The sequence below is a fragment of the Streptomyces sp. NPDC002403 genome (assembly GCF_053593015.1).
Genome location: NZ_JBSFBQ010000089.1, coordinates 1 through 21,936, shown reverse-complemented (window position 1 = coordinate 21,936; position 21,936 = coordinate 1). Strand labels below are relative to the sequence as shown.

The following is a 21,936-nucleotide window of genomic DNA, read 5'->3' as shown; positions in this document are numbered from 1 at the left end:
CCGAACGAGACCCACACCGTGAGCCTGGAGTGGCCCGCGGGCGCGGGAGACATCAAGGGCGCCTACACCGACGTCCAGGTCTACCCCACACACACGACCGACTAGGCGTGGTGCCCACGGGCTGCTCCTGGCGGCGGGCCCGCTGAGGGCCCACCGGCCCGGACTGCGCGACACGTGCCGCGCCGCAGTACGCGGCCGCCGCCGCCCGCTTCAGCGACTCCTGACTTCAGTTCTCGGGGCCGGCCCCGGCGCGACGCACGCCGTAGGCGTGGGGACCGGGCCGCGCTCGGATCGTCGCTCCAGGGAATCGGCTCGCCTTGCGCGCTGAACCGGGCTCCTGCTGGGTCGTCATCTGCCGCCTCGTACTGCGCCCTCCACTCCTTCGTCTGTCTGTTGATGCTCGCCGGAATCGTCGTTGGTGCTTCTGCGCCTGATGTGAGTCCCGACTCCTTCACGACGGCGGGGTTTGTCCCCGAAGCTGATCGAGGACGCGGCCGCGACCAGAGTTCCGAATACATGGACATGCGCATCACCTCCACGGCCGGTGACGGGAGAACGACGGGGAGAGAGGTCGTCCCGGACCAGGACCACCCCACTCAGCGAATTCGGCAACAGGAGCCGACGGGTGGACAAGCACACGAAGCTCCCGGGCGTCACAGGCACTCTTGGCCGAGAACCCGTCCTACCAGGAGCTTCGTTGTTCACCACGGCCAGGGCACGCCAACCAGCCCGCGTCATCCGCGTTGGAAGAGGCTCAGCGCCAAGGCCCGGCACAGCCGGGCCGGTGAAGTGGTGATGACGCTTCGGCTGCGACGGCTGCTACCGAGCACGCGCATCCACACCGTATGAAGCGCCAGGGATCAGAACAAGTGCTGACTGTCAGGTGGTTGTCGACTGCGACGGACCGCAGGTGTTGTAGTAGATCGTTCGCTTGGCGGTGTTGACTTCGCAGACATTCCAGGTGAAGGTTCCGCCCTCGGCGAAGCTCTTGTTCACGTTGGCCCAGCCCGCCGCCTTACCGCCCGTGAAGTAGATGACGCCGGAGCGGCTGGTCGAGCCGCCGGTCCAGCTCCATGACACGCCCACCGGGAAGTTGTTGGCGTCCAGGTCACGGATCCAGACCCACTCACCGTAGGGCTGGAAGCAGCCCTCGCCGGTCTCGAAGAAGTCCGCCCCGGAGTAGGTGCACTCCTTGCTGTAGCCGTTGTTGTAACTGCTGTCCATGACATCGGTCGCGGGCTGCCAGCCATCCGCAGCAGCAGCCGGCGTGGCGGTGGAGGAGGCAATGCCCGCAGCCAGGGCGAGGCATGCAAGGGTCGTACGGAGACGTCTCGACATAAGTCACTCCCACTTTCGCTGCTTCCCGACCTGTGCGTGTTGAGCCGGGCTTCGAAGTTGTCCTGGACACAGCATCTTTGGCCGGGGGCAATATCGACAACGACCGTCGGGTGTAGCCGAATGTCCCTGATCAGGCAGGCACGACGCCAGAAAATCGGACACCGGAGGCTGTATGTTACGTATGCACTTCACCGCGAAGGATCTTGCGAGAGTGGTGCTGGCTCGGAGCAGCGCGCTGCCGGTGAGTGAGGCGGTGATGAGTCTGCAAGTGCTCCGTCGCAGCTCCGGCCCACTGTTTTCTGCGTGGCGGCGTCACGTCCTGGCGCGGCTGCCCGCTCAGGCACCACTGCTCGGTTCCCTGGTGCCGGTCTCCGGCTGGGTACCGGACTTCCTCACCCCCGGTGAGCAGGCATCCCCCGACGCCGGGGCCTTCGAGGCCATCCGAGCCACCCCACGTAAACGCCTCGCCATCGATATAGACCGCCTGTCGACCCACCAACGCCCGCCCACGTGGGTGGGACAACTGGCCGACGGGCACCGCGAGGCACTGGACGCGGTGGCCGACGCACTGTCGGCCTACTACGACATCGCCGTCACACCCTTCACCGACCGCATACGGGCCATGCTGGACGCAGACCGGGCCTGGCGCGTGCACACCATGGCTCACGCCGGGGTCGGCGCAGTACTGGCCGGAGTGCACCCGCAGGTGCGCTGGCGGGAACCGATCCTGGAACTTCCCGGCCTCCCCGAACACGGCGAGGCTGACTTCCACCTGGAAGGACGTGGACTGCTCCTGTGCGCCCACATCTTCTGCGGGCCCCGCCCCCGCGCCCTGCTCAATGACTTCGACACCCCCGTGCTCGTGTACCCACCACTCCGGGACCTCAAGACCGGCGATCTCGTCATCGAGCCCTCGCACGCCCGACCTGGCGCGCCGACAGCCCTGGCGGCGCTACTGGGCCGCACCCGCGCAGCCGCCCTGGAGGCCCTGACTGACTCTGCCGGCCACACCACCAAACAACTCGCCGAGCGCCTGGGCATCTCTCCCGCCTCCGCCTCGGAACACGCCACCGCCCTGCGAGCCGCCGGTCTGATCACCAGCCTCCGACACGCCAACACCGTCCGGCACACCACCACCCCACTCGGAACCGCCCTCCTCACCGGCGCAGTAGAAGGTGCCCGGGTCAGGTGATGTCGTCCGGGGCGAGGTCGGGGCGCAGCCGGTGCCAGGAAGGGTGTCGCAGTAGGCCCGCTCTTGTTCTGCTGGCATAGCGGACTTCGCCGACCAGGCGCGGCAGTACCCATCGCGCGCCGGCCACGCCCGGCGTCCTGTCGAAGGGGCACTCGTCGGTCGCGGCGACACAGAGCAGGTCGGCGAGTGTGGTGCGTTCAGTGTCGCTCCATCCGGTGCCGACGCTGCCCACGTACCGCAGCTCGCTTTCGTGCGCCTCTCCTACCAGCAGGGCTCCGGGCAGACCAGTGAGCCGGCCGCGGCCGGGCACCCACCCGCCCACGATCACATCGACGGTCCGGACGTGCCGGATCTTGATCCACGAGCGGGAGCGGACACAGGGTTCGTAGACGGATGCGAGCCGCTTCGCGACGACGCCCTCCATGCCTGCGCTCCGGGTCATTTCCAGTGCTTGCGCGCCGTGTCCGACGACCGCGGCGGGCGTCGACCAGTGCGGTCCGTTCAGGCTGAGGCCTTCGAGGAGACTCCGGCGCTCGGTGTACGGCAGCCCGGCCAGAACGCGGCCGTCCAGGTACACGGCATCGAACAGAACCAGATACGCCGGCACCAGGCGGGCCATCCGGGCCGCCTTCACCGCCGAGGCCAGGCCCATACGGGACTGAAGCAGCTCGAAGTCGCTGCGCCCCTCGTCGTCGAGCGCGACGATCTCGCCGTCCAGGATCGCGGGCCGGCCGAGCCCGGACCCGAGTGCCGCGAGCTCCGGGTAGACGGTCGTGATGTCCGCCCCGGACCGAGAGCGCAAGAGCACCGTTCCGTCACCGGGCAGGTAGACCATGGCCCGCTGCCCGTCCTGCTTCACCTCGAACGCCCACCGGTATTCCACGGCCACGGGAGGCAGGGCACCCGGCGTCGCGAGCATCGGAGCAATCCGCGGCAAGCTCATCATGGCCATCCCGCCCAGGCGCCCGCTCAGGACGCGCTGCGCTTCCTCGCGGCCGTGGTTTTCTTCGCCGTGTGCTTCTTCCCGGCCGTGGTCTTCTTCGCGGTGGTCTTCCTGGCCGTGGCGACATTCTTCTTGGCTGTGGTCTTCTTGCGTGGCTGCATCGTGTGCACGGTGGCGTCCCGGCCGCCGTGTTCACCACGGCCTTCCTTGGCCGCCTGGACGGAGGCGTTCAGGGCGGCCATCAGGTCGACGACCTTCCCGGATTCCCGTTCCCCGCCCTCGGCCGGCCCCGGGAGCTCGGTGCCTTCCACCTTCGCCTCGATCAGTTCCTCCAGGGCGTCGCGGTACTCATCCCGGAAGCCGGTGATGTCGTCGAGGGCCATGGTGTCGGTGAGCTGGACGGCACGCTCGATCTCGTCGTCGTCCAGGTCGACGTTCTTGGGAGCGAGGGACTTGGGGCTGCGGATCTCGTCGGGCCACCGCATCGCGTGCAGCACGATCGCGTCGTCGCGCACCCGAAGCAGCCCCAGCCTTTCGCGGTTGTGCCACGCGATTTTCGCGACCGCGACCTTGTCGGACCGCTCCAGTGCCTTGCGGAGCAGGGTGTAAGGCTTGGCAGCGACCTGTCCGTCGACCGCGAGAAAGTATGAGTCGCTGATCCGGATCGGGTCGATGCCGTCGGCGTCGACGAACGCGACGATCTCGATCGCCTTCGCGGTCGGCAACGGCATCTCGTCGAGCTCGTCATCGGTGACCGGGACGACCTCGTCCTTCGTGAGCTCGTAGCCCTTGCCGATCTCCTCCGGCGGCACAACCTCATCATCGATCGAGCAGACCTTGCGCGTGCGCACCCGGCCCATGTCCTCCAGGTGGACCTGGCGAAAGTGAACCGAGAGGTCTTCGGTCGCGCTGACGACCTTGATCGGAATCGTGACCAGGCCAAAGCTGATGGCTCCGGTCCACAAGGGCCGCGGCATGCTTACCTCCAGGCCCCCCTGGCGGGTAGTGGGACGGGAAGCGGACCAGCACGCCAGGAAGGCGCGCTGACCCCGCGCGGAGACAGGGGCGCGGCCGGGCCACCTCCCGTACTCCGATCCTTGTGCGGTGAGGACGTGATCGCATCACAAAGACGCCGGCCGAGGCCGTGGTCGGTCCTGCCGCGGTAGAACTGACTGCGGCCGACAGACCCGTCCGGGCAGGCCGCCCACCCGCTTCAGGGCTGTGCCTCGGGCTCGGTGATGACGAACTTCTCGCCGTTCCAGCGCGCGGCCAGTTCCCGTACTCCGTCCGGCCCGCTCTGGGCGGCCCGGGACAGCTCGACCCGACCTGCCATGCTCCAGCCGTGTTCCGCCCAATACGGGTTGGAGCTGATCAGGCAGGACAGCCGGATCAGCTCCCGGCGCAGCTCGGCCGCCCCGGTGGCGGGGCGCAGGGCGAGCCGGTTGTAGATCCAGATCTGTCGGCGTTTGAGGGCGACCAGGTTTTCAGGGAAGCGGAAGGGCGTCACCCATTTAGTAGATCAGGTGTTCGAATTGCGGGGCGAGTTCATACATCACGGCGCCCCCAGGCGTACCTGCACCGCGCGGCGGCAGAAATTCGGCCCGCCGTTGCCCTGGCCAGGTTGGGTGACTCATGCGCGACGCCCAAGCCCAGCTGCAAAAGGAACGCCAGGTCAGTGCGATCACGAGCCGCTTGGGGGTTGAGCGCAAGTTCCACTACCGGGTCTTCGCCAGCGAGGAATGGCGCCGACACTGACTCTCGGGCTTCCGGCCTCGAACGCCCCTCTCGTACTTGACCTTGTCCTCAATCGAACAGACCTTGCAGGTTCGGACCCGGCCCACGTCCTCCAGATGGATCTGGCGAGAGCGAACCGACCGGATGACAATGAGCCCAACCGGCCAACTCGTCGGCCGGCTACTGCCGGGCGAGCCCGGCCGGGTCGATCGCGAAGGGAAACGGGGCATCGAGTCGGGTGACCTCGCCGGACAGAGCGGTCGTCTGCTCGACGTACCGGCCGTTCTCAAGCTCGGTAATAACGAGCCGGGGCGCCGGGTCGAATTCCAGGCGCCAGTAGTACGGGATCGCGGCCTCGGCGTAGAGCATGGGCTTGAACTTCCGGTCCATCGTCTTGTTGCCAAGTGAGACCAGCTCGACCGCGAGCTGGACGGCTTCGGCATCGATACTGACACCATCGTCGACTGTCGCGCCGGCATCGACGACCACGATGTCTGGCACCACCAGACCGGACGGTAGGGTCACATTGATGGCTTCCAGGATCTCGACCGGTGCGCCAGCGGCGCGGGCCGCGGCATCAAGGGCCACGTGGAGCCGAAAAGAGGCACGCTGGTGACGCAGTCCGGGGGCGAGGGACATCATCAGAGACTCCCCCAGCAGCTCGTACCGGACACTACGGTCCTCCGGCAGCGCGAGGACGTCGGCAACGGTCCACGGGCCGGTGTGATCGGCTGCAACGCCCATTCCTTCCACCTCCTCATCCGCACAGCACTGCCAGTGTGGCCCGGACCGGTGCCGGGTGTCTCCTGGCAGACCACACGACGGTGGTTGTCGGCCCTGCGAAAGCAGGTCGGGACCGCCGTCGCGGCGGCCCCGACACGCGGTCTCCAGTTCTGAGCGAGGAACTTCAGTGTTCCCGGATTCCGAGTTGGTTCGCGGCGGCTTCCACGGTCTGCGCGAGCAGGACGGCAATGGTCATCGGTCCGACGCCGCCGGGCAAGGGAGTGATCAGATGGGCGCGGGTGCGGGCGATGTCGAAGCTCCCGCCCAAGGTCCACAGCCCCCGGATCGTCACGCTGACCCCCGAGCAGGCCGCCCTCTACCAGCACGCCGCCGACGAAACCCTCCGCGAGATCCGCGCCTCCGAAGGCATCGCGCGCAAGGGCCTCCTGCTCAAGCTCTTCGACCAGCTGCAAGAAATCTGCAACGCGCCCGAGCACTTCCTGGCCGAACCGCTCGACGACTCCTACGACCCCGAACGCGCCACCTCCCGCTCCGGCAAGCTGGCAGCCCTCGACGATCTCCTGCCCGTCCTCTGATTTCCCGCATCCCTCATTCCGCCTTTCAGACATCGCCGACCGTCTCGGCCTCGACATCGCGCACCTCCGCAACCGGATCACCGCAGCCCAAAGCCAGGTATAAGCAGTCTGGCCCCCGGAGACCGCGCCGGGCACAGCCTCCTGAGCGCCAGTCGTAGCTGACTCAGCCACCAGCGTCCCCGAACAGGACGCCGACCATGTCTCGGCAGTCAACTGCGCATCTCAACCTGTCGCCGCCAGCATCGCTCGTTGGATGGAACACACAGCACACGCAGCACCCGCCCATTGCAGTGGTCGTTGATGCGGTTCGACGCATCCCGCCAAGGGAGTGCGCCTGAACGATAGGGATGGCATGGCGGGCAAGTTTGCCTTCTTGAAGGAAGAATTCCTGATCGACGGAGCATGGGGTGGCCTCGACCTCGACGCACCGATGCGGCACCTTCGAGCCGGTATCGGGTCCGGGGGCAGCACGATCTCGGAGACGGCGTTCGCGGCTCTGGGGGCCACCAGCGTGGTCCTCACACCTGTGATCGTTGAGCAGTGCGACGCTATCCGGGTCGAGTTCGTGACTGACGAGGGCGTCTGGACGGCCACGCTGGACCTCGCCGCCCAACAGGTGACCTTCCTGAACAAGACCACCGGCGAAGTCGAGCAGCCGCTGGCTGTACGCCCTGAGGCTGGCGAACGGGCGGCGGGCTCCTTCTCACTGGAGCGCATGGGTATCCCCGCCATGGAGACCCCGCGCGGGAACGTCACGATCGACAGTGTGCTGGTCCTGGTGTACCTGCAGCAGCACCATGCGGGACGGGACACTTTCGGCTCGGTCAGCGTCGCGGACATGAAACTCACCCTGGAGGTCTGCTTCGGCATCCTCGATGAGGCGGCGGCACGCCTCAAGGCTCAGGCGAAAGCCGCACGAAGCAGGGCGACCAGGGACGCGACCGCCCTGCGCAAGGCAATCGAGCAGCGGCAGAAGTACGGGCTGCCGACCTCCTTCGACCTCGATATGGAACAGGAGCGCCACGAGAAGGCCGCCGATCAGCACGCTGCTGATCGCCTGCGCCTTGCCCAGGAACTTGAGGACCATCAGGGCGTACTGACGGCCCGGGACGCCGAGGCGGCTCGGACACTGCAAGCCGTATCGGACGCTGCCGCTGCGGCAGACCAGGCCCACCAGGCGCTCGCCTCGCTGTATGAGCGCCGCGGGCTGGCCCGCCAGCGCCGCACCGCTGCGGAGGAAGCCGCGCGGCCCCGCACGCACTGCCCCGAGTGCGAGCAGCCCTTGCAGGCTCGTTCGGGCGAGGGCCCCCTGTGCCCGGTGTGCCGCCAGCCCGACCCAGGCCTACCCGCACGCCAGGAACGGCGCGCCAAGGAACTGGCGCGGGCCACGGTAGCTGCGACCGAAGCCGATACAGCACTGAGTGGGGGCCAGGAGAGTGCGCAGAAGGTGGTTGAATCCCGGCGCAAGGCAGAGCAGGGCGCGCAGCGGCTGGTCGCCCGGGCCGCCGCGTACCGGGCACAGGAGATCACTCCGCGTGAAGCAGCACGGGCTCGCTCCAGCGCGGGCGAGAGCGAGGCTCGGGCGAAGCTGGAGGCGGTCAAAGCGCGCCGACAGGAGCTCGCTCAGATCGCCGAACTGGAGAAGAAGGAAGCGGCATCTTCCCAGCAAGCCGACGATGCGACGAAAGCCTGGGCTGTTGCCGAAGAGAATGCGCAGGAGCACTGGAAGCAGACCGTGAAGCAGCTGTCGCAGATCTTCGCGGACATCGTGATTCCCATGGCACCAGACAAGATCCGCAGCGCTGCGATCGACCCGAAGACCCTGTCACCCAAGATCAACAATCGGACCTTGAAGCAGCTCGCCCGCTCAGCGGGACTGGTGAGCATCGCCCACACCGCGTACCACCTCATGGCTTTGGAAGCCGCCCGCAGCATGCCACTCGTTCTACTGCCACGCGTCCAGTGGCTGGACGCCCCCCTCGACGGTCTGGGCGGCGGCCCGGAGGGCGAACGTCTTGCCAACGCTGTCCTCACCGTCTGCGCGGAGAACGCCAGCAGCAACTCCCAGATCGTCCTCACCACCCCGCAGGCACTCCCGGTCAGCCCGCAGGGCCTGCACGCGACCGAACACGACAGCAACCGTCCCCTGATTCCACACGCGCGTCCCGAAAGCGACGGCCTGTGACCGACCTCCACAGTGCTCCGCCCGTTGCCCCCGCACAGCTACCGGCGCAGGCGCAGACAACCCGTCCGCCGATCGTCGAGTGCCTGGGCATCGACGACATGGTCCTCACGTACCGCAGCGAGCACTGGATCGATCCCTGGCACGAAGACGGTGTGCAGTACTGGGACGTCGGCATGCACTTCAAAGAGGACGTTGGTGCGGGCACCAGCTTCGGGTCGATCCGAATCTGCGTGGCCGACCAGTACCGGGTCGACAACCTCGTGGAGAGCTTCGACAACCTCAGCGCAGACCTCTACAGGATCGGCAAGACCCTCTACGAACCCGAGACGGGCGATCTGCGCGACGACCTCTTCGACCTCCTCTCCCTGCCGGGGAAGACAATCATCGTGGACCGGGTCACCATCGACCGCCGCCTGCGCGGGCACGGCGTCGGGGTGTACCTCAGCGGGCTGGCTCTGGACTATCTCAGCCACGGAGCCGGCGTGATCGCGCTCTTCCCCGGCCCAGTAGAACGCCACATCCAAACCGGCTATGAACAGGCCTGCGCCAGCCTGGGACGCGCATGGTCACATATCGGCTTCGAGCCGTACAACGACGGGACCTGGATCCTCGACCCCGGTTTGACCACGCTCAACGACGCTCTTCGCCGCGAACGTGAACGACTGCAGCATCACCGCTGGAATGTGACCTTCTGCGCGGAAGAGCGTGGCCCTTGGCCGCACAGCACAATCAGTGCCATCACCATGCCCAAGTCCGCCCCGCACCCACTGCCCTCCTCCGTATCCCGGAGGCCGTCAGCCATGAGGCAGGACGCCATTGGAGTCGCGGGTGCTTCCGTCAGTGGTAGCAGCGCCTTGCGAGCAAGGGGCGGTTCTCGGCTTGAGTGAATATTCACGGATCGGTTACCGCCGGCCTGTTCGTACTGAAGATGATGCGTTTCGGCCGCGCCTAGCGCGGTTCTCAGGCTTTGTCGTTGCTGACGGTGCTCCCGGTGCCCCGCGTGCAACAGGACACAGCAATCGGGTAAATCAGATGAAAATCCATTTCTCGCGCTAAATGCATCCGACAGAAAGGTGGTGCTGGCGGCCTGTCGGCAAGGGTTCGGTATGACGAGACGTCTGAGCTGCTGACAGGCCGCCAGGGGGCCGCACAGCCAATTTCGTCTGCCCTGAACGGGCATTGAGTGCTCCGCACGGGCGAGGAGAGTGCCGACGGCGCTCTCCGAGCGAACCTTCGCACGCAGGAGCATGACGGGTACCGCAAGACCACGACGCCGCAGTCGGAGGTCCGGCGTTCTCCCAGTCGTCTTCGAGTCAACGGGCGTTGCACTCCTGTGAAGGCCAGTCTCTGCAAGCGGATGCAGGTGCGACGGCTTCGGCACTCTCTACCGGCCCGACCAGCACACAACTGAGCTGGCCGAGGCGCTGCGATGGTCCGCAGCCAAAGGGTAGTCACGTGCCACGCTCACCTGAGGCGCCCGCCCGGGTGTGCCGCCTTGGCACCACGTCACTTCCCCTCCCCTCGCCCCCCTCCGCGCGACACGCCCCCAACTCCCCTCCCCCAGATGCATCAGATCGACCATCAGAGTGAGTAAGGTAGCCTCATGACCGTTCCATACTCCCCCGACGACCGGGAAAAGGTAGTCGCCAAGCTGCCAGTGGCCCTCCGCCAGGAACTCAAGGTCAGAGCAGCCGAGTTCGGCGTCGATATCAAGGACGCTGTGACCGAAGGTGTTCAGGCCTGGCGTACGGATGCCTCCGAGCGCGCCCCCGTAGACACCACCGGAGGGACCTCGTTCGCCACCTATCTCCCCGCCGGCCTCTACGGGCAGTTCAAGGCGGACTGCAAGCAGCGGGGCATCCCCTTCAATCAAGGGATCGCGCAGTCGATCCGGCACTGGCTCGACACGCACCCCTCTCCCCGCCGCCCGTCTCGCCGGACCGGAGCGCGTCGGATCATCTTCGGCAACCAGAAAGGCGGCGTGGGCAAGACGGCTACCTCTTCCGGGGTGGCCCAGGCCCTCGCCGAGGCCGGGAACCGCGTTCTGCTCATCGACTTTGACCCGCAGGGTCACCTCACCAAGCAGCTCGGCTACGACCTTTTCGACATCGACGAGCCGAGCCTCGCCAAGTACATGCTCGGTGAAGCCAAGGACGAGCTGAACAGCCTGCTCGTCCCGATAGAGGAGGGTGCCTTCGGAGGCCGGCTGTTCATGCTGCCTGCGTGCAAGGACGCCTTCCTCCTCGACGCGAAGCTCGCGACCAGCCGTTTCGTACGGGTGAAGGAGACGGCTCTCGAGAAGGCCCTGGAGCCGCTGGAGCAGAAGTTCGACTACATCGTGGTCGACTGCCCTCCGAGCCTCGGGTACTCCATGGACACCGCTCTGTACTACTGCCGCACGCGCGAGGGCGAGGAGCCGGGTACGTCCGGCATCTTCATCCCGGTGCTGGCCGAAGACTCCTCCGCGGATGCCTACGACATGCTCTACGACCAGATCCAGGACCTGAGCGCCGACATGGACGTCGAGATCTCGATGCTCGGCTTCATCGTCAACATGTACGACAGCCGCAAGGGCTACATCGCGACCTCCTCGCTCAGCAGCTGGAAGGAGATCGGGGACCCGCCGGTCGTGGGGGTCATGCCCGAGCTCAAGGAACAGCGCGAGGCTGTGCGCGTCAAGCAGCCCCTGCTCAGTTATGCGCCGGACTGTGAGCAGTCCGAGGTCATGCGCACCGTCGCCCGAAGGATCACTTCATGAGCGTCGCCGACCGGCTTGGCACGGGTTCGTCCTTCGGCAGCGTGCCGCGCGGCCGCAGCGCCCGCGGCCGGGCCAAAGCCCTTGTCCAGGGAGACGTCCCCGCGTACGAGCTCCAGCGCCTGCGTCTTACCGAGGTCTCGCCCACTCCGCTCAATCCCCGGCGCAACTTCGGTTCGGACGAAGACCTGACACGCTTCGGAGAGGAGCTGCGTACCGCGCAACTCGCCGCCTGCGTGGCTGTGTCCCGGGATGCCTACCTCAGGCTCTGGCCCGAGCACGAGGACACGATCGGCAGCTCCGCCTTTGTACTGGTCAACGGCGAGCGCCGCTACCGCAGTGCCCTGCACGTGGCTCTCGACGCCCTGGACTTCGTCGTACGCGACGACCTGGCAACCTCGCGCGAGGAGTTCGTCGACCATCTCCTCAAGGAGAACCTGGAGCGCGAGGACTTCGACGTCGTCGAGCGGGCCCGCGGTGTGCTGGAGCTCGTCCGGGTGTGCAGCGAGGAGTCGGAGAAGGGCGCACGGACACGTGCGGCCAAGCGCCTGGGGCGCGACCGTTCGTGGGTGACCAATCAGCTCGCTCTCCTGGAGCTGCCCGATGAACTGCAGACGATGCTCAGCCAGGGTTCGCTGCCCGAGCGAGACGGCAGGCTGCTCGCGCGCCGGCTGAAGGACGAGCCGGGGCTGGACGGAGCATCGCTGCTCTCCTACTTGAAGAACACCCGAGAGCAGGAGACTCGGATCCGTGACGAGGAGAAGGCTCTGCTGCAGCAGGCCAGGCAGCAGAAGCAGGTGCCCTCTCCTCATCCTCACCAGGACAACGCAGTTGCGGCAGGCGCTGACACGCATGACGAGGCACCGACAGCAGACACCGGCGGGCTGCCGGACGGTTTGTTGTCCACGGACAGCAAACCGCTGGACAGTGTGACGTCGGGTCGCGTGTTGTCCACGGACAACACGCTGCAGGAGGAATCGGTAGCGGCTCCGTCCGGCTCTGCCGCCTCTCCCCCGCCCCTGGGTGCAGCCGCCGTGTTGTCCGCGGACAACAAACTCGGGGCTCCCGGCAGCGCCGGCCATTCCCCCGCCCCCTCGGCACCGCAGTCCGGAGATGTCCCCGTCCACGCCACCGTGTTGTCCGCGGACAACACGCATGTGGCTGCAGCGGAAGACGGAAGCCAGAATTCCGAAGACGGACACAGCCGCCTCCTGGTCCGGCAACTCGGAACGTCGGCAAAGGAACAGGCCCGTACCCTCGCGGCCGGTCTGACACCGGACGAGCTCTCGCAGTTGCTCGGAGAGCTTCGCGCCTACGCATAACCTGCCTGGTGGGTGTGTCGCCGAGGGGCTCGTCCCGCCCGGTCCACACCCACCGGGGCCGCAGGAAGTCACAGCGACACGCCGCCGATTGCCCTTCCTTCATCCCACTGAAACGCTACAGTCCCACCTATCGTTTTCTATCTCTTTCATGTTGACGGACGGGATTACCAATGACCGACATGCTGCAGGCGGTCGACGCGCTGCTGAGGCGTCCGGCCGACCTTCCTCCGCCACATCTGCGCGCCAGCCTGCGCAAGGCGGACCAGCTCACGCAGGCGCAGGTCGCGGAGGTACTGAATGTGACCCCTCTGGCAGTGCTGCGCTGGGAGAACGGTCAGTCGGAGCCGCGGGGGGTACGCCGCAAGGCGTATGCCCGGCTGATGCGGGGGCTGGCCGAAAAGCATCCGACCGTAGCCCCTGACTTCGCCGCGTCGTTGGCTGGCTAGCGCGCAAGGCATCGGAAGGAAGACGAGACCCGTGCCTCAGCAACCCCCGTAAATGCTGAAGCCGCCCCTGTCGCCACAACAGGAACGGCTTCCCAGCAGAGGAGGACATGGGCACGGGCCGTGGAGCCCGAGCCGTCCGTCACTATCACGGACGAGACCTTCTTCGGTCATGGCTGGCAGCCGATGACCATGGCGGTGCTCCAGGCCAACTGCTTCCTGCCCGCCGGTGAGGAATTCGGCGTCGACGAGCTCGTCGGCTGGTTCCACGCTCTCGGGTGGAAGAGCGCCAACGGCCGGCCCCTGGGCGAGGACGCCATGCGCCGTGAGCTCGCCCTGATCCGCAAGGCCGGGTACATCCGCGCCTACCGGCTGCACGGCGATGGAGGACAGATCGGGGCCCGGTGTGAGGCTCTTCGGTTTGTTGTCCGCGGACAACAAACCGAAGAGCGACGTGGCACCGGCGTGTGTTGTCCGCGGACAACACACCTCAGGAGGAACTGGTAGCGGCTTGGGCCAGCCCTGCCACCTCTCCCCCGCCTGCAGGTGTGGCCTCCGCGTTGTCCACGGTCTCGACGAACCGAGTCGATGCACGGTTCGCCCCGTCAAACCAGGCGAGCTGTGGAATCGTTGCCCGTCCGGCTCCGGGACGGCCGCCGTAACGAGGCCGACCGCCTCAGGCCCGCCGTGGGCGCCCGGGTTCATTGCGGCAGATCACCGGACAGCAACACCCGCTGCCCTCGACCGTCTGCCGCCCCTCACCACCACCGCACGGGGTGCGTGGCACGACCGCGGAGCCCCAGTGCAGGACCCAGCGAATGACCACGAGGACGCGGGCCCTGCGGTGTCCGCGGCCGCCAAGTCGCCTGCTGTATCGGCGACTGCTCAGCCTGCGACTGCCTCCGCGAAGGTGGTGTCGCAGGTGGTGGGTTCTGGGGTGGTGGACGGTAAGTCCTGGTCGGTGACGGCGAAGTTCTACCCCACCTTCCCCGCCGACTTTAAGGTACCGGTCAAGTCAGGTGACAAGGGGACTGCGGGTAAGAGCCTGCGGTGCCGGCAAACCGTTATCGACGGGGTGCGGGTGGATCACCAGGGCGGCAAGTGGTCCGGCTGCCAGGTCGTCAACGGCACCTCCGACATCACCAGCCAGGGCGCCGGACTGCACGGCCCCGGAGACAAGGGCCTGACCGGGATCCGGATCTTCATCGGCAACCCGGACGCCAAGGTCACCCGCGCAGTGATCACCCTCCAGCACGGCCGGCACCTCAAGGCCAGTGTCCGCCGCGCCCTGTCCGGCACCGACCACCGATCCTTCGCCATCCCCCTCGGTAAGGGCCAGACCATCGCCTCCGTCGACCAGTACGACGCCAGCAACCACCGCCTGACCCACGACACCTTCTGGCGCTGACTCCTGTGTCCGACGAGATCACGCCGCCCCCGTCCCGCACATCACCACTTAAACCGCGGCGGTCCGGGCCGACGACCTGCCCAGCATGCACACCTTCATCAGCGGCCTCGAACGGGACCTTGCAGCCGTAACCGCCAGCCTGACCCTGCCCTCGAGCTCGGGTGTCGTGGAAGGCCATTATCAGCCGCATCAAAATGATCAAACGGAAGATGTACGGACGCGCTGGCTTCAAGCTTCTGCCCAAGCGGGTGCTGCTTGCCTCGCGACCTCACTGTCGGTGGCCAGTGCGACGAACCCCAGACGGCCACGCGAGGAGAGATATGGGCACCTGGGATATCGGCCCCTTCGACAACGACACCGCCGCTGACTTCGGGGGTGATCTGGACGAGGCAGCACTGGAAGAACGCGAACCCATAATCCGCAGCGTGCTCGTACGCGCTGCCAGCCCTGCGGACTTCCTCGGTATCTACGACGGCGAGCGGGCAGTGGCCGCAGCTGCCCTGGTCGTCGCCCAGCATCCTGACGGCGAGCCGGCGTGTTTGAACTATGGTCCATCAGACCACCACCGAAGTTGCCCGCAGACCTTCAAATGCTCGCCATCGACGCCCTGGACAAGTGGTCTCCGACCGGTCTGAACTCGCCGAGCTGTGGGCCGAAGCTGCGAACTGGTCGAAGTGGCGTCAGGACATCACCCGCCTCCGCGACGTCCTTGCCCATGCGATCCCGCCACAAGAGGAAGTCCTATTCGAAATCTAATCGGTGACACACAGTCGCGAACCACAGAACCTCAAAGGGTTCTGGCTCAACTTCTGTGACGATGGCCTGCCGATCGTTACGTCGGCCCGGGAGACGCGCGGAAACAGCAGGTCAGCGGGCTGAACCGGTGCAAGCACGAGCAGAAGCAGAGTGGCATCACAGAAGTTGTGCCAGAACCCCTCGAAGTGAACGAAGCCAGGCACAGCTCTGCGCGCACCGGGCGTCGGCCGGTGCGCGTCCCTGAGGTGCCGGTCCACAGCGTCCTGCTGGTCGCTCCCGGCCGCGGCCTGGACGAGGAAGGACGGGATACGTACGGCCTCGAACAGCGGCCCGCACGGCAGCAGTGCGAGTAAGCTGTTCCTCCCACTCCTCGCGCACACGGTGACGGTCCGCCACCGTCGATAGAAACCAGTGCTGAACGGCGAGGATCCGCCCGGCTCCAGTCGTCAGGCTCGTCACGGCTTTCCTTTCTTCGTGCAGGTGAGACAGGACCGGGGAAACCAGCGGACACGGTTGCCGTGCACCTCTCGCACGCGCTCCCCCAGGTCACGGAGGAACCCCGGGCGCAGGCTGGTACCGCAGAACACACAGGCCACTCCCCGTTGCTGGTATGCGCTCAGGGTGTTGGCGTCGGGCAGGTCCAAAGACCCAGGCCCCTTCATACGAACGCCGAAACGGACAGACGCATCGGACCGCCCGGTCCGAACGCTGCGCCGAGGACAACCGGGTCCGTGAGGTCACCGGAGCCGTCGGGCCGCTCCATCCACCCCCGGCCATCCATACAGCGGTCGGCCGGCGGGCAGCGCAGGGTCCATTCCTCGGGCTGGACGGTGAGCCGTCCGAGGTCGGCCAGTGACACCTCGGCCCCGCGGGGGACGAGCCACCACGCCAGATCGGCCGACGGGTAGACGAGCACCGGGCCCAGACGGTCCGGCCCTATGCGCTGCATCGCGTCGACAGATCGCGAGAGATCAGATTCGACCGCCAGCCAGAGCCGACCTGAAGGAAGATGAGCGTGCTGATACTGCGCCCATACCCGGCGAATCTCCGCCAGGTTCGGGGCAGACAGAGCCAGCCACTCCGAACCCGGATTTCCTGTCCGTGGGGGCATGACCTGGACGTTATGGACCGACGCGAATCAGAGTCGCCGTTGATTCTCGGATATTCTCCGGCGCCGTCCGGTGATTCCCGGCGATGCTTACGAACGGTCGACCTGTGCCCTCGCCCCGCTGATCAGCCGGTGCGCCGTCGACCCGAACACGGCCGCCGCGTGGAACGCATCCCACACCCGCTGATACACGCCCAGGGTCTCCGGATCGTCCAGCCACAGTTCCGCGTGCCAGTCCTCGACGATCACGAGACGATCGTCGTACGCCCAGAACCCCGGTCCGGGCGGTACGGCTACCTGGGCGCTGAAAGGCACGATTCCAAGGCGCACGGTGTCCAGGCCAATGATCCCGACCAGACGGTCCAACTGCGCCGCCAACACGGCCGGAGGGCACACGCCGGCGTGCAACGCGGCTTCCCACATGATGATGTTGAACACCCGGCCGGGCTGATACAGCATGTCCTGTCGGCGCATCCTGGCCCGGACAGCCTCCTCTATGTCCCGGGGCGACCGGTGGAGTGCGTACCTGGTGAACACGGCGCGGGCGTAGTCCGGGGTCTGGAGCAGGCCAACCGCCTTGGAGCTCTGCCAGGCGCGGAGTACGGACGAGCGCTCGTATTCCACGGTCAGAGCATCCTGGACCGGCCGGTGTCCAGCCCGGAGCTGCCGACGCCACGACCGCGTACGGGACTGCATCCCTTCCAGCCGCGCCTGGAGTTCACCGGCCACCGCCGGGTGTCCGGTCGCCTCCGCCCACGCCTTGAGGTCCGAGGACGTCGCCGTCTGCCGCCCCGTTTCCAGCTTGGACACCTTGGACTGTGGCCAGCCCAACCGGGCTGCGAGGTCCCGGCCAGTGACCTCGGCGCGCAGCTCCCGCAGCCGCGCGCCGAGGGAGGCCCTGGTCTGCTGATAGTCCGTACTCACATATCGAAGCTACCGCCGCGGCTGGTCGCACGGGGCGGCATGGTGCCAAGCAGCCTCGCGCACCTGCGCATACCGCAGGACCTCCACAGGATTCGTGATCAGCTCGACCCCGGTCATCTGGTCCTCGTCGTCGTGGAGGAGCAGCGCCACCACTCGGCTGTCAAAGATCCAGAAGTCCTCTGCCGGCAGTCTCAACTCCTCGGCCTGCACACGGGCCAGTGTGCGGATGTCCTCCCCTACCGCCGCGTTCCGTCGGGCGCTGTCGAGGAGGTACAGCTGCCCTGGAGTCGGCGGCTCGTCCAGGATCCACACCCGCTCGAACCCGACCCCGAGTGCCGACCGCTCCCGGCGGTTGGTGCACCACTCGTCGTCCAGGTCCCAGGTCACGGGCTCGCCCGCAGGTTGCCTTCGCGTCCCGGTCTGGCTCACCGTTGGCGCTCTGGAGGTCGCGCTGCGGGCCACTGGGCAAGGGTCCTGAGCGGGTGTCTTCAGGCTCGATGGGGTGGTGTGCAGCGGGTACTGGGTGTGGCCTGACGGCCTCGTCTGTGTACGGGACAATCATCTATATGGCCACAGCCTGTTTATGGAATCGGGCGGCCATCGTTCGTATGGCTACGCCTCCTGGCACGCGGGAGGGGCGGGGCCAGATAGCACTCGTTCATGTGGCGAAGAACCTCGGCAGGCGTAGGTGTCCGCTGAATCCGACCCGGTCACGACAAAGCGGCCCCGCTCCCCCACCACCAGGTGAAAGAACGGGGCCGACACTGACGCTTGACGCTATGCCTGGGAGTCCTCGACCCGGCTCGTCTCGCTAAGCATCACACGCTGGAGTTTCTTCGTCAGCATGTGCCGGTCCAACTCGGACAGTTCCTCCATCAGCCGGTCAAACCACCTTTCCCAGTTGGCCAGGGCCTGCTTCTGCTCTGTGGCAGGGGTCGGCTCGACTTCCGGCGATTCAGGAGCGGCGTCGCGTGGCACAGGGACAGGCAACGCTTCGCGCGGGACAGCGCCCGGTGATTCGGCTGACAGCAGCTCCTCTGCGGGCGGCCCGGGCTGCTCTGAGCCTGCTCCCGAACTGGAGGATGTGTATACCGCGGTATACGCCGGTGCGGCGGCGGTCTCTCTCGCAGGCGGGGGGACGGGGGCAGGCATGGGGCTAGGGGCAGGTGTGGGGGATTCCTTCCTGTCCGCCTTCTGCTTCGCAGCCATCCGATCGGCCTTCCACGCGGCAAGCTGATCGCTGGGCGGCATCGCCGAGTACATCCGCATGTCACGGAACGCCTTGAGCTCGCCGGAGATGACGAGCTGTTGCATCTCCTCGGAGAGGCGCAGCAGACCGATGCGCTGACTGAACCACTGCTTCGACTTCTGCAGCTTTTCTGCAGCCTGCGTCTGGTTGCCGTTGGTCATCTCCAGCATCTGCTGAAGGCCACGGGCTTCTTCGATGTAGTTGAAGTTCGACCGCTCGACGTTCTCTGCGAGAACGGCCGCGAGGAACCTGACGCGGGACTCGGCGATGTCCTCGCGGACGTGGACGTCGAGCGTAGGGAGTCCGACGTGGACGGCAGCCTTCCATCGCCGCTCCCCTGCGGCCATGACGATCCGGCAGTCCGGCAGCAGTTCCTCGTGTTCGGGGAACAGCTTGATATAGCGGGCCCGGGTGATCCCGACGCACGGCTGAAGCTGCCCGGTGCGCATGCTGTTGCCGAGCTCTTCGAGCTTGGCTGGGTCGAAGTCCTGGCGGGGGTTGAGCGGGGTGGGCGCCACCTGGTCGGGCGCCACGTGAACCAGGGTGGGCTTGCTGCTGCCGGGGGTGCTCTCCACGGCTGCTCCGGCCAGGGTGGCCAGGTTGAGTCGTCGGCCGGCCATCAGCGGCGGCCTCCGTATCCGAGCTCCAGCGCCAGCCGGAAGTAGTCTTCGCGTGCTCGGAGCGTGGTGCCGTTGTCAGCGTACTGGGTGACGACCTTGCCTTCGGCCGCCGCACGGGTATGAATCTTGTACCGGCGGATCACGGTGTTGGCGCGTGGCCAGCCCATGGCGTCGATGTACTCAAAAGTCTCATCGCGGTCGGCCTTGCCGTCGCGCGGATCCCAGGCATTGACGACGACCTTGTACGGCAGCCCCCGGGGTGCGATCACCTGGGTGATAGTGCGCGCGGTCGGGTCGAACGCAAGAGGTTCCGGGGGGAGCGGGACCAGGACGTCATCGGCGATGTCGAGTGCGGCTGCGAGGATGTGCTCGTTCTCGAGGCTGCCGGGGGTGTCGATGAAGATGTGCTGCCGCTGGTCGCTGCTTCCGAGAACATCGTGCGTAACTGCTGCCAGGTTGACCGTGGTGGTCGTCTTGCCGACTCCGCCCTTCTGGTTCGCGATGACGTGGATCTCAGCGCCCAGGTTCTTGAGCTCCGCGAGGCTGTCGGGGTCCTCGTGGGCAGTCGCGAAGTCGAAGGGGAGGTTGTCGCCGATCCGGTCGGCCCACCAGATGGTGGATCCCTGTGGGTCGGTGGATACAACGAGGATGGAGGAGGCCATGATGCTCCGTTTCCGTGTGCTTCCCGAGAGGTTCTCGGTACTCGGACTGGAACAGCATTGCAGATGATCGAGCCGGACATTTGCACCACCCTGGGTGTTCCGCGTGGCGGATGTATACCGCGGTATACGCGGACGCAGTATCAGCACGACTGCCCGAACCGTCGGGTGACGAAGTCTCCGAACGTGCCGAGGCGTATACCGCGGTATACGCCCCGCCTCAGTCCCGCCTCTCCAGGGTGCATCTATCAAGTGCTGCCCTGTCTCATCAGCCTTGACCGGTCTCACCGAAGTTCGACGACCGCCCAGCTAGTCTCACCGAAGCTTGCTCACCATTTGCGGGTGTCTTGGGCTCCGGCGACGTGGGCCTCACCCAGGGCGAGTCCCTGAACCTGCACGAGCCGGCCGCCGTCCGGGCCCTGCTCGACGTGGCGCTCGCCCGCGGCCGACAGCTGGGGAGCAGCGAGCGGTGGAGGTCGACGGCTGGCCCCTGCTCGAGGCGGCGGCCGTCGCGCGGGCCGGGGATGCTGACCCCGCGAGTGCATAGGGGCGCATGGCGATGCCTATCTGGGCTCGACCCGCGATCGCCTGGTGCAGGACGGACCAGGCGCTCACATAACCAGCTATGCCGCTGGGAATCCTGAGTACCCCTTCGCCTGACTTCATTGATTCTCGTACCGGCTCACCGTGGCGCGATCAAACTTTAGTGAGACTGGTCAAAGTCTGTTGAGACGGACCAGTGACGAGGTCTTTGAACGGGTCGAGCCCGTCCCGCCTCAGTCAACCTGGTCCGGTTACAGATGACTTGGTCTGATGCGCATGTAGTCGCAGTTACGGTGGCGCACCGATGGCACCGGCCGAAGCACAGAAAGAACGGTGGAGCGGTCGGACCATGCGTCCGTACCGCCCGCAGGATGACTCATCTGAGTCCCCTGGATATCTGCTGGGCATCGAGCGTGCCGCCTTGCTGCGCAGTTTGAGGGAAGGAAGCACCGACCGAGCGTTCATCGAAACCCGGATCGCTGAGATCCGCGCCCTGCTGGACACGCCCGCCCTTGCGCAGGCCGAGGGGGTCACGGCGAGTCCGGGCACGATCAGCGTGGCCGACGTCTACCAATCCTGGGCGCCGCGCGATGACTCCCCTGGCAATCAGATGATCGACGTAGAGCAGGCTTTCGTCCGACGCATCCTGGACAGTCTGCCCGTCGGCACAGCACTGGACGCGGCCTGCGGCACCGGCCGTCACACCTGCAGGCACTCGGACACGACGTGATCGGCGTCGACGCCTCACCAGAAATGCCCGCCCAGGCCCGCAAGCGCCTGCCAGATGCTGCCTTCCACGAGGCTGACCGGCACCGGCTGCCACTTCCCGACAACGCGGTCGACACCATCGTCTGCACGCTCGCCCTGACGCAGGTACCCGATCTGGCCCCCGTATTAGCGGAGTTCGCGCGGGTCCTGCGCCCTGGCTGAAGCCTTGTGATCTCGGATGCCCACCTGCTGGTGTCCTACTTCCAGCAGACCCTGGCCCGCCGTCCCGGCCCGGACGGCCACCCGTCCCTCCTCGCCGAGCACCACCGTCCGCTCAGCGCTACCTCGCCGTCGCCTTTCCGCTGGGCTTCCAAGTCCGGCAATGCGAGGAACCCTGTCGCCCGCGCCACTCCCTCGGTCCTGACGCGGTCCCGGACCCGCTCCCGGCCCATGTGTCCTGGGACTTGTTGCACTGGTACTCAAAAGCGTCGGCCGCGGCCCGGGACGATTCCCCGATCGCGGCCATCTGGCACTTTCAACTCGACGGCACCCGGAAGGGCTGAGCAACCGGAACAGATCAACTGAGGCAGCCTCCGGCGTCCACTCGCCCAGACCGCCTCACCCGAGATTTTCACCGTCTCCAGGTTTCAAGCGATCTAGTCGCCGCACCCAGGAGAGGCCAGTTCGTTGGAGGCAAGGCGTATACCGCGGTATACGCCTTGCCTCCAAC

23 protein-coding genes and 2 pseudogenes are annotated in these 21,936 nt (G+C 66.6%); 14 read left to right on the top strand and 11 right to left on the bottom strand.

The window, feature by feature from the left end:
- Positions 1-879 precede the first annotated feature (879 nt).
- Positions 880-1,338 (bottom strand): hypothetical protein, encoded by a 459-nt coding sequence (locus ACWCPY_RS40810; protein ID WP_451273896.1) that lies wholly within the window; start codon positions 1,336-1,338, stop codon positions 880-882.
- A gap of 256 nt (positions 1,339-1,594) precedes the next feature.
- Here ACWCPY_RS40810 and ACWCPY_RS40805 point away from each other — a divergent pair, with 256 nt between their 5' ends.
- Positions 1,595-2,530, top strand: coding sequence for a winged helix-turn-helix domain-containing protein (locus ACWCPY_RS40805; protein WP_451273894.1), 936 nt, complete (start codon positions 1,595-1,597; stop codon positions 2,528-2,530).
- Here the strand turns inward: ACWCPY_RS40805 and ACWCPY_RS40800 are convergent.
- The 5 genes and pseudogenes from ACWCPY_RS40800 to ACWCPY_RS40780 all read right to left on the bottom strand — a co-directional run.
- Positions 2,523-3,476 (bottom strand): ATP-dependent DNA ligase, encoded by a 954-nt coding sequence (locus ACWCPY_RS40800; RefSeq protein ID WP_451273892.1) that lies wholly within the window; start codon positions 3,474-3,476, stop codon positions 2,523-2,525. The two genes, ACWCPY_RS40805 and ACWCPY_RS40800, sit on opposite strands and share 8 nt — an antisense overlap.
- Before the next feature lie 23 nt (positions 3,477-3,499).
- Complete coding sequence (gene ku, locus ACWCPY_RS40795; RefSeq protein ID WP_451273890.1) at positions 3,500-4,450, bottom strand: non-homologous end joining protein Ku; 951 nt, start codon at positions 4,448-4,450, stop codon at positions 3,500-3,502.
- 236 nt (positions 4,451-4,686) lie between these two features.
- Positions 4,687-4,980 (bottom strand): hypothetical protein, encoded by a 294-nt coding sequence (locus tag ACWCPY_RS40790; protein ID WP_451273888.1) that lies wholly within the window; start codon positions 4,978-4,980, stop codon positions 4,687-4,689.
- A 407-nt stretch (positions 4,981-5,387) separates the two neighbouring features.
- Complete coding sequence (locus ACWCPY_RS40785) at positions 5,388-5,951, bottom strand: Uma2 family endonuclease (RefSeq protein ID WP_451273886.1); 564 nt, start codon at positions 5,949-5,951, stop codon at positions 5,388-5,390.
- Positions 5,952-6,114: 163 nt separating this feature from the next.
- Positions 6,115-6,246: pseudogene (locus ACWCPY_RS40780) on the bottom strand (bifunctional 5,10-methylene-tetrahydrofolate dehydrogenase/5,10-methylene-tetrahydrofolate cyclohydrolase); the annotation flags it as partial.
- Here ACWCPY_RS40780 and ACWCPY_RS40775 point away from each other — a divergent pair.
- The 11 genes and pseudogenes from ACWCPY_RS40775 (at position 6,239) to ACWCPY_RS40725 (ending at position 15,748) form a co-directional block, all read left to right on the top strand.
- On the top strand, positions 6,239-6,526 hold the full coding sequence (locus ACWCPY_RS40775; protein WP_451273884.1) for a hypothetical protein: 288 nt from the start codon (positions 6,239-6,241) through the stop codon (positions 6,524-6,526). The pseudogene ACWCPY_RS40780 and the gene ACWCPY_RS40775 overlap by 8 nt on opposite strands.
- 352 nt (positions 6,527-6,878) lie before the next feature.
- Positions 6,879-8,711, top strand: a complete 1,833-nt coding sequence (locus tag ACWCPY_RS40770; RefSeq protein ID WP_451273882.1) for a hypothetical protein — start codon at positions 6,879-6,881, stop codon at positions 8,709-8,711.
- Positions 8,708-9,598, top strand: coding sequence for a hypothetical protein (locus tag ACWCPY_RS40765; RefSeq protein ID WP_451273880.1), 891 nt, complete (start codon positions 8,708-8,710; stop codon positions 9,596-9,598). Before ACWCPY_RS40770 ends, ACWCPY_RS40765 begins: the two co-directional genes overlap by 4 nt.
- Before the next feature lie 716 nt (positions 9,599-10,314).
- A complete protein-coding gene (locus ACWCPY_RS40760; RefSeq protein WP_451273878.1) occupies positions 10,315-11,469 on the top strand; it encodes a ParA family protein in 1,155 nt (384 codons plus the stop codon).
- Positions 11,466-12,788, top strand: a complete 1,323-nt coding sequence (locus ACWCPY_RS40755; protein ID WP_451273876.1) for a ParB/RepB/Spo0J family partition protein — start codon at positions 11,466-11,468, stop codon at positions 12,786-12,788. Before ACWCPY_RS40760 ends, ACWCPY_RS40755 begins: the two co-directional genes overlap by 4 nt.
- Before the next feature lie 170 nt (positions 12,789-12,958).
- A complete protein-coding gene (locus tag ACWCPY_RS40750) occupies positions 12,959-13,234 on the top strand; it encodes a helix-turn-helix domain-containing protein (RefSeq protein WP_360931419.1) in 276 nt (91 codons plus the stop codon).
- A 120-nt stretch (positions 13,235-13,354) separates the two neighbouring features.
- On the top strand, positions 13,355-13,738 hold the full coding sequence (locus ACWCPY_RS40745) for a hypothetical protein (protein ID WP_451273874.1): 384 nt from the start codon (positions 13,355-13,357) through the stop codon (positions 13,736-13,738).
- Between the two features lie 574 nt (positions 13,739-14,312).
- Positions 14,313-14,639: a hypothetical protein gene (locus ACWCPY_RS40740; protein ID WP_451273872.1), complete on the top strand. Its 327-nt coding sequence runs from the start codon at positions 14,313-14,315 to the stop codon at positions 14,637-14,639.
- A 58-nt stretch (positions 14,640-14,697) separates the two neighbouring features.
- Positions 14,698-14,899: pseudogene (locus ACWCPY_RS40735) on the top strand (transposase); the annotation flags it as partial.
- Between the two features lie 60 nt (positions 14,900-14,959).
- Positions 14,960-15,274 (top strand): DUF4259 domain-containing protein, encoded by a 315-nt coding sequence (locus ACWCPY_RS40730; RefSeq protein WP_451273898.1) that lies wholly within the window; start codon positions 14,960-14,962, stop codon positions 15,272-15,274.
- A gap of 351 nt (positions 15,275-15,625) precedes the next feature.
- On the top strand, positions 15,626-15,748 hold the full coding sequence (locus tag ACWCPY_RS40725) for a hypothetical protein (RefSeq protein WP_451273870.1): 123 nt from the start codon (positions 15,626-15,628) through the stop codon (positions 15,746-15,748).
- 305 nt (positions 15,749-16,053) lie between these two features.
- On the opposite strand, the gene ACWCPY_RS40720 is transcribed toward ACWCPY_RS40725, so the two are convergent.
- From ACWCPY_RS40720 to ACWCPY_RS40700, 5 genes are all read right to left on the bottom strand, one after another.
- Positions 16,054-16,344 (bottom strand): hypothetical protein, encoded by a 291-nt coding sequence (locus tag ACWCPY_RS40720; RefSeq protein WP_451273868.1) that lies wholly within the window; start codon positions 16,342-16,344, stop codon positions 16,054-16,056.
- Between the two features lie 249 nt (positions 16,345-16,593).
- Positions 16,594-17,427 carry a helix-turn-helix domain-containing protein gene (locus ACWCPY_RS40715; protein WP_451273866.1) on the bottom strand — a complete coding sequence of 278 codons (834 nt, stop codon included), beginning with the start codon at positions 17,425-17,427 and terminating at the stop codon, positions 16,594-16,596.
- 9 nt (positions 17,428-17,436) lie between these two features.
- Positions 17,437-17,814 carry a DUF6879 family protein gene (locus ACWCPY_RS40710; protein ID WP_451273864.1) on the bottom strand — a complete coding sequence of 126 codons (378 nt, stop codon included), beginning with the start codon at positions 17,812-17,814 and terminating at the stop codon, positions 17,437-17,439.
- A 390-nt stretch (positions 17,815-18,204) separates the two neighbouring features.
- On the bottom strand, positions 18,205-19,296 hold the full coding sequence (locus tag ACWCPY_RS40705) for a ParB/RepB/Spo0J family partition protein (protein ID WP_451273862.1): 1,092 nt from the start codon (positions 19,294-19,296) through the stop codon (positions 18,205-18,207).
- Positions 19,296-19,958: a ParA family protein gene (locus ACWCPY_RS40700; protein WP_451273860.1), complete on the bottom strand. Its 663-nt coding sequence runs from the start codon at positions 19,956-19,958 to the stop codon at positions 19,296-19,298. The genes ACWCPY_RS40705 and ACWCPY_RS40700 overlap by 1 nt, the downstream gene beginning before the upstream one ends.
- A gap of 844 nt (positions 19,959-20,802) precedes the next feature.
- Here ACWCPY_RS40700 and ACWCPY_RS40695 point away from each other — a divergent pair.
- Positions 20,803-21,228, top strand: a complete 426-nt coding sequence (locus tag ACWCPY_RS40695; protein WP_451273858.1) for a hypothetical protein — start codon at positions 20,803-20,805, stop codon at positions 21,226-21,228.
- Positions 21,225-21,428 (top strand): class I SAM-dependent methyltransferase, encoded by a 204-nt coding sequence (locus ACWCPY_RS40690; protein ID WP_451273856.1) that lies wholly within the window; start codon positions 21,225-21,227, stop codon positions 21,426-21,428. Before ACWCPY_RS40695 ends, ACWCPY_RS40690 begins: the two co-directional genes overlap by 4 nt.
- Positions 21,429-21,936 lie beyond the last annotated feature (508 nt).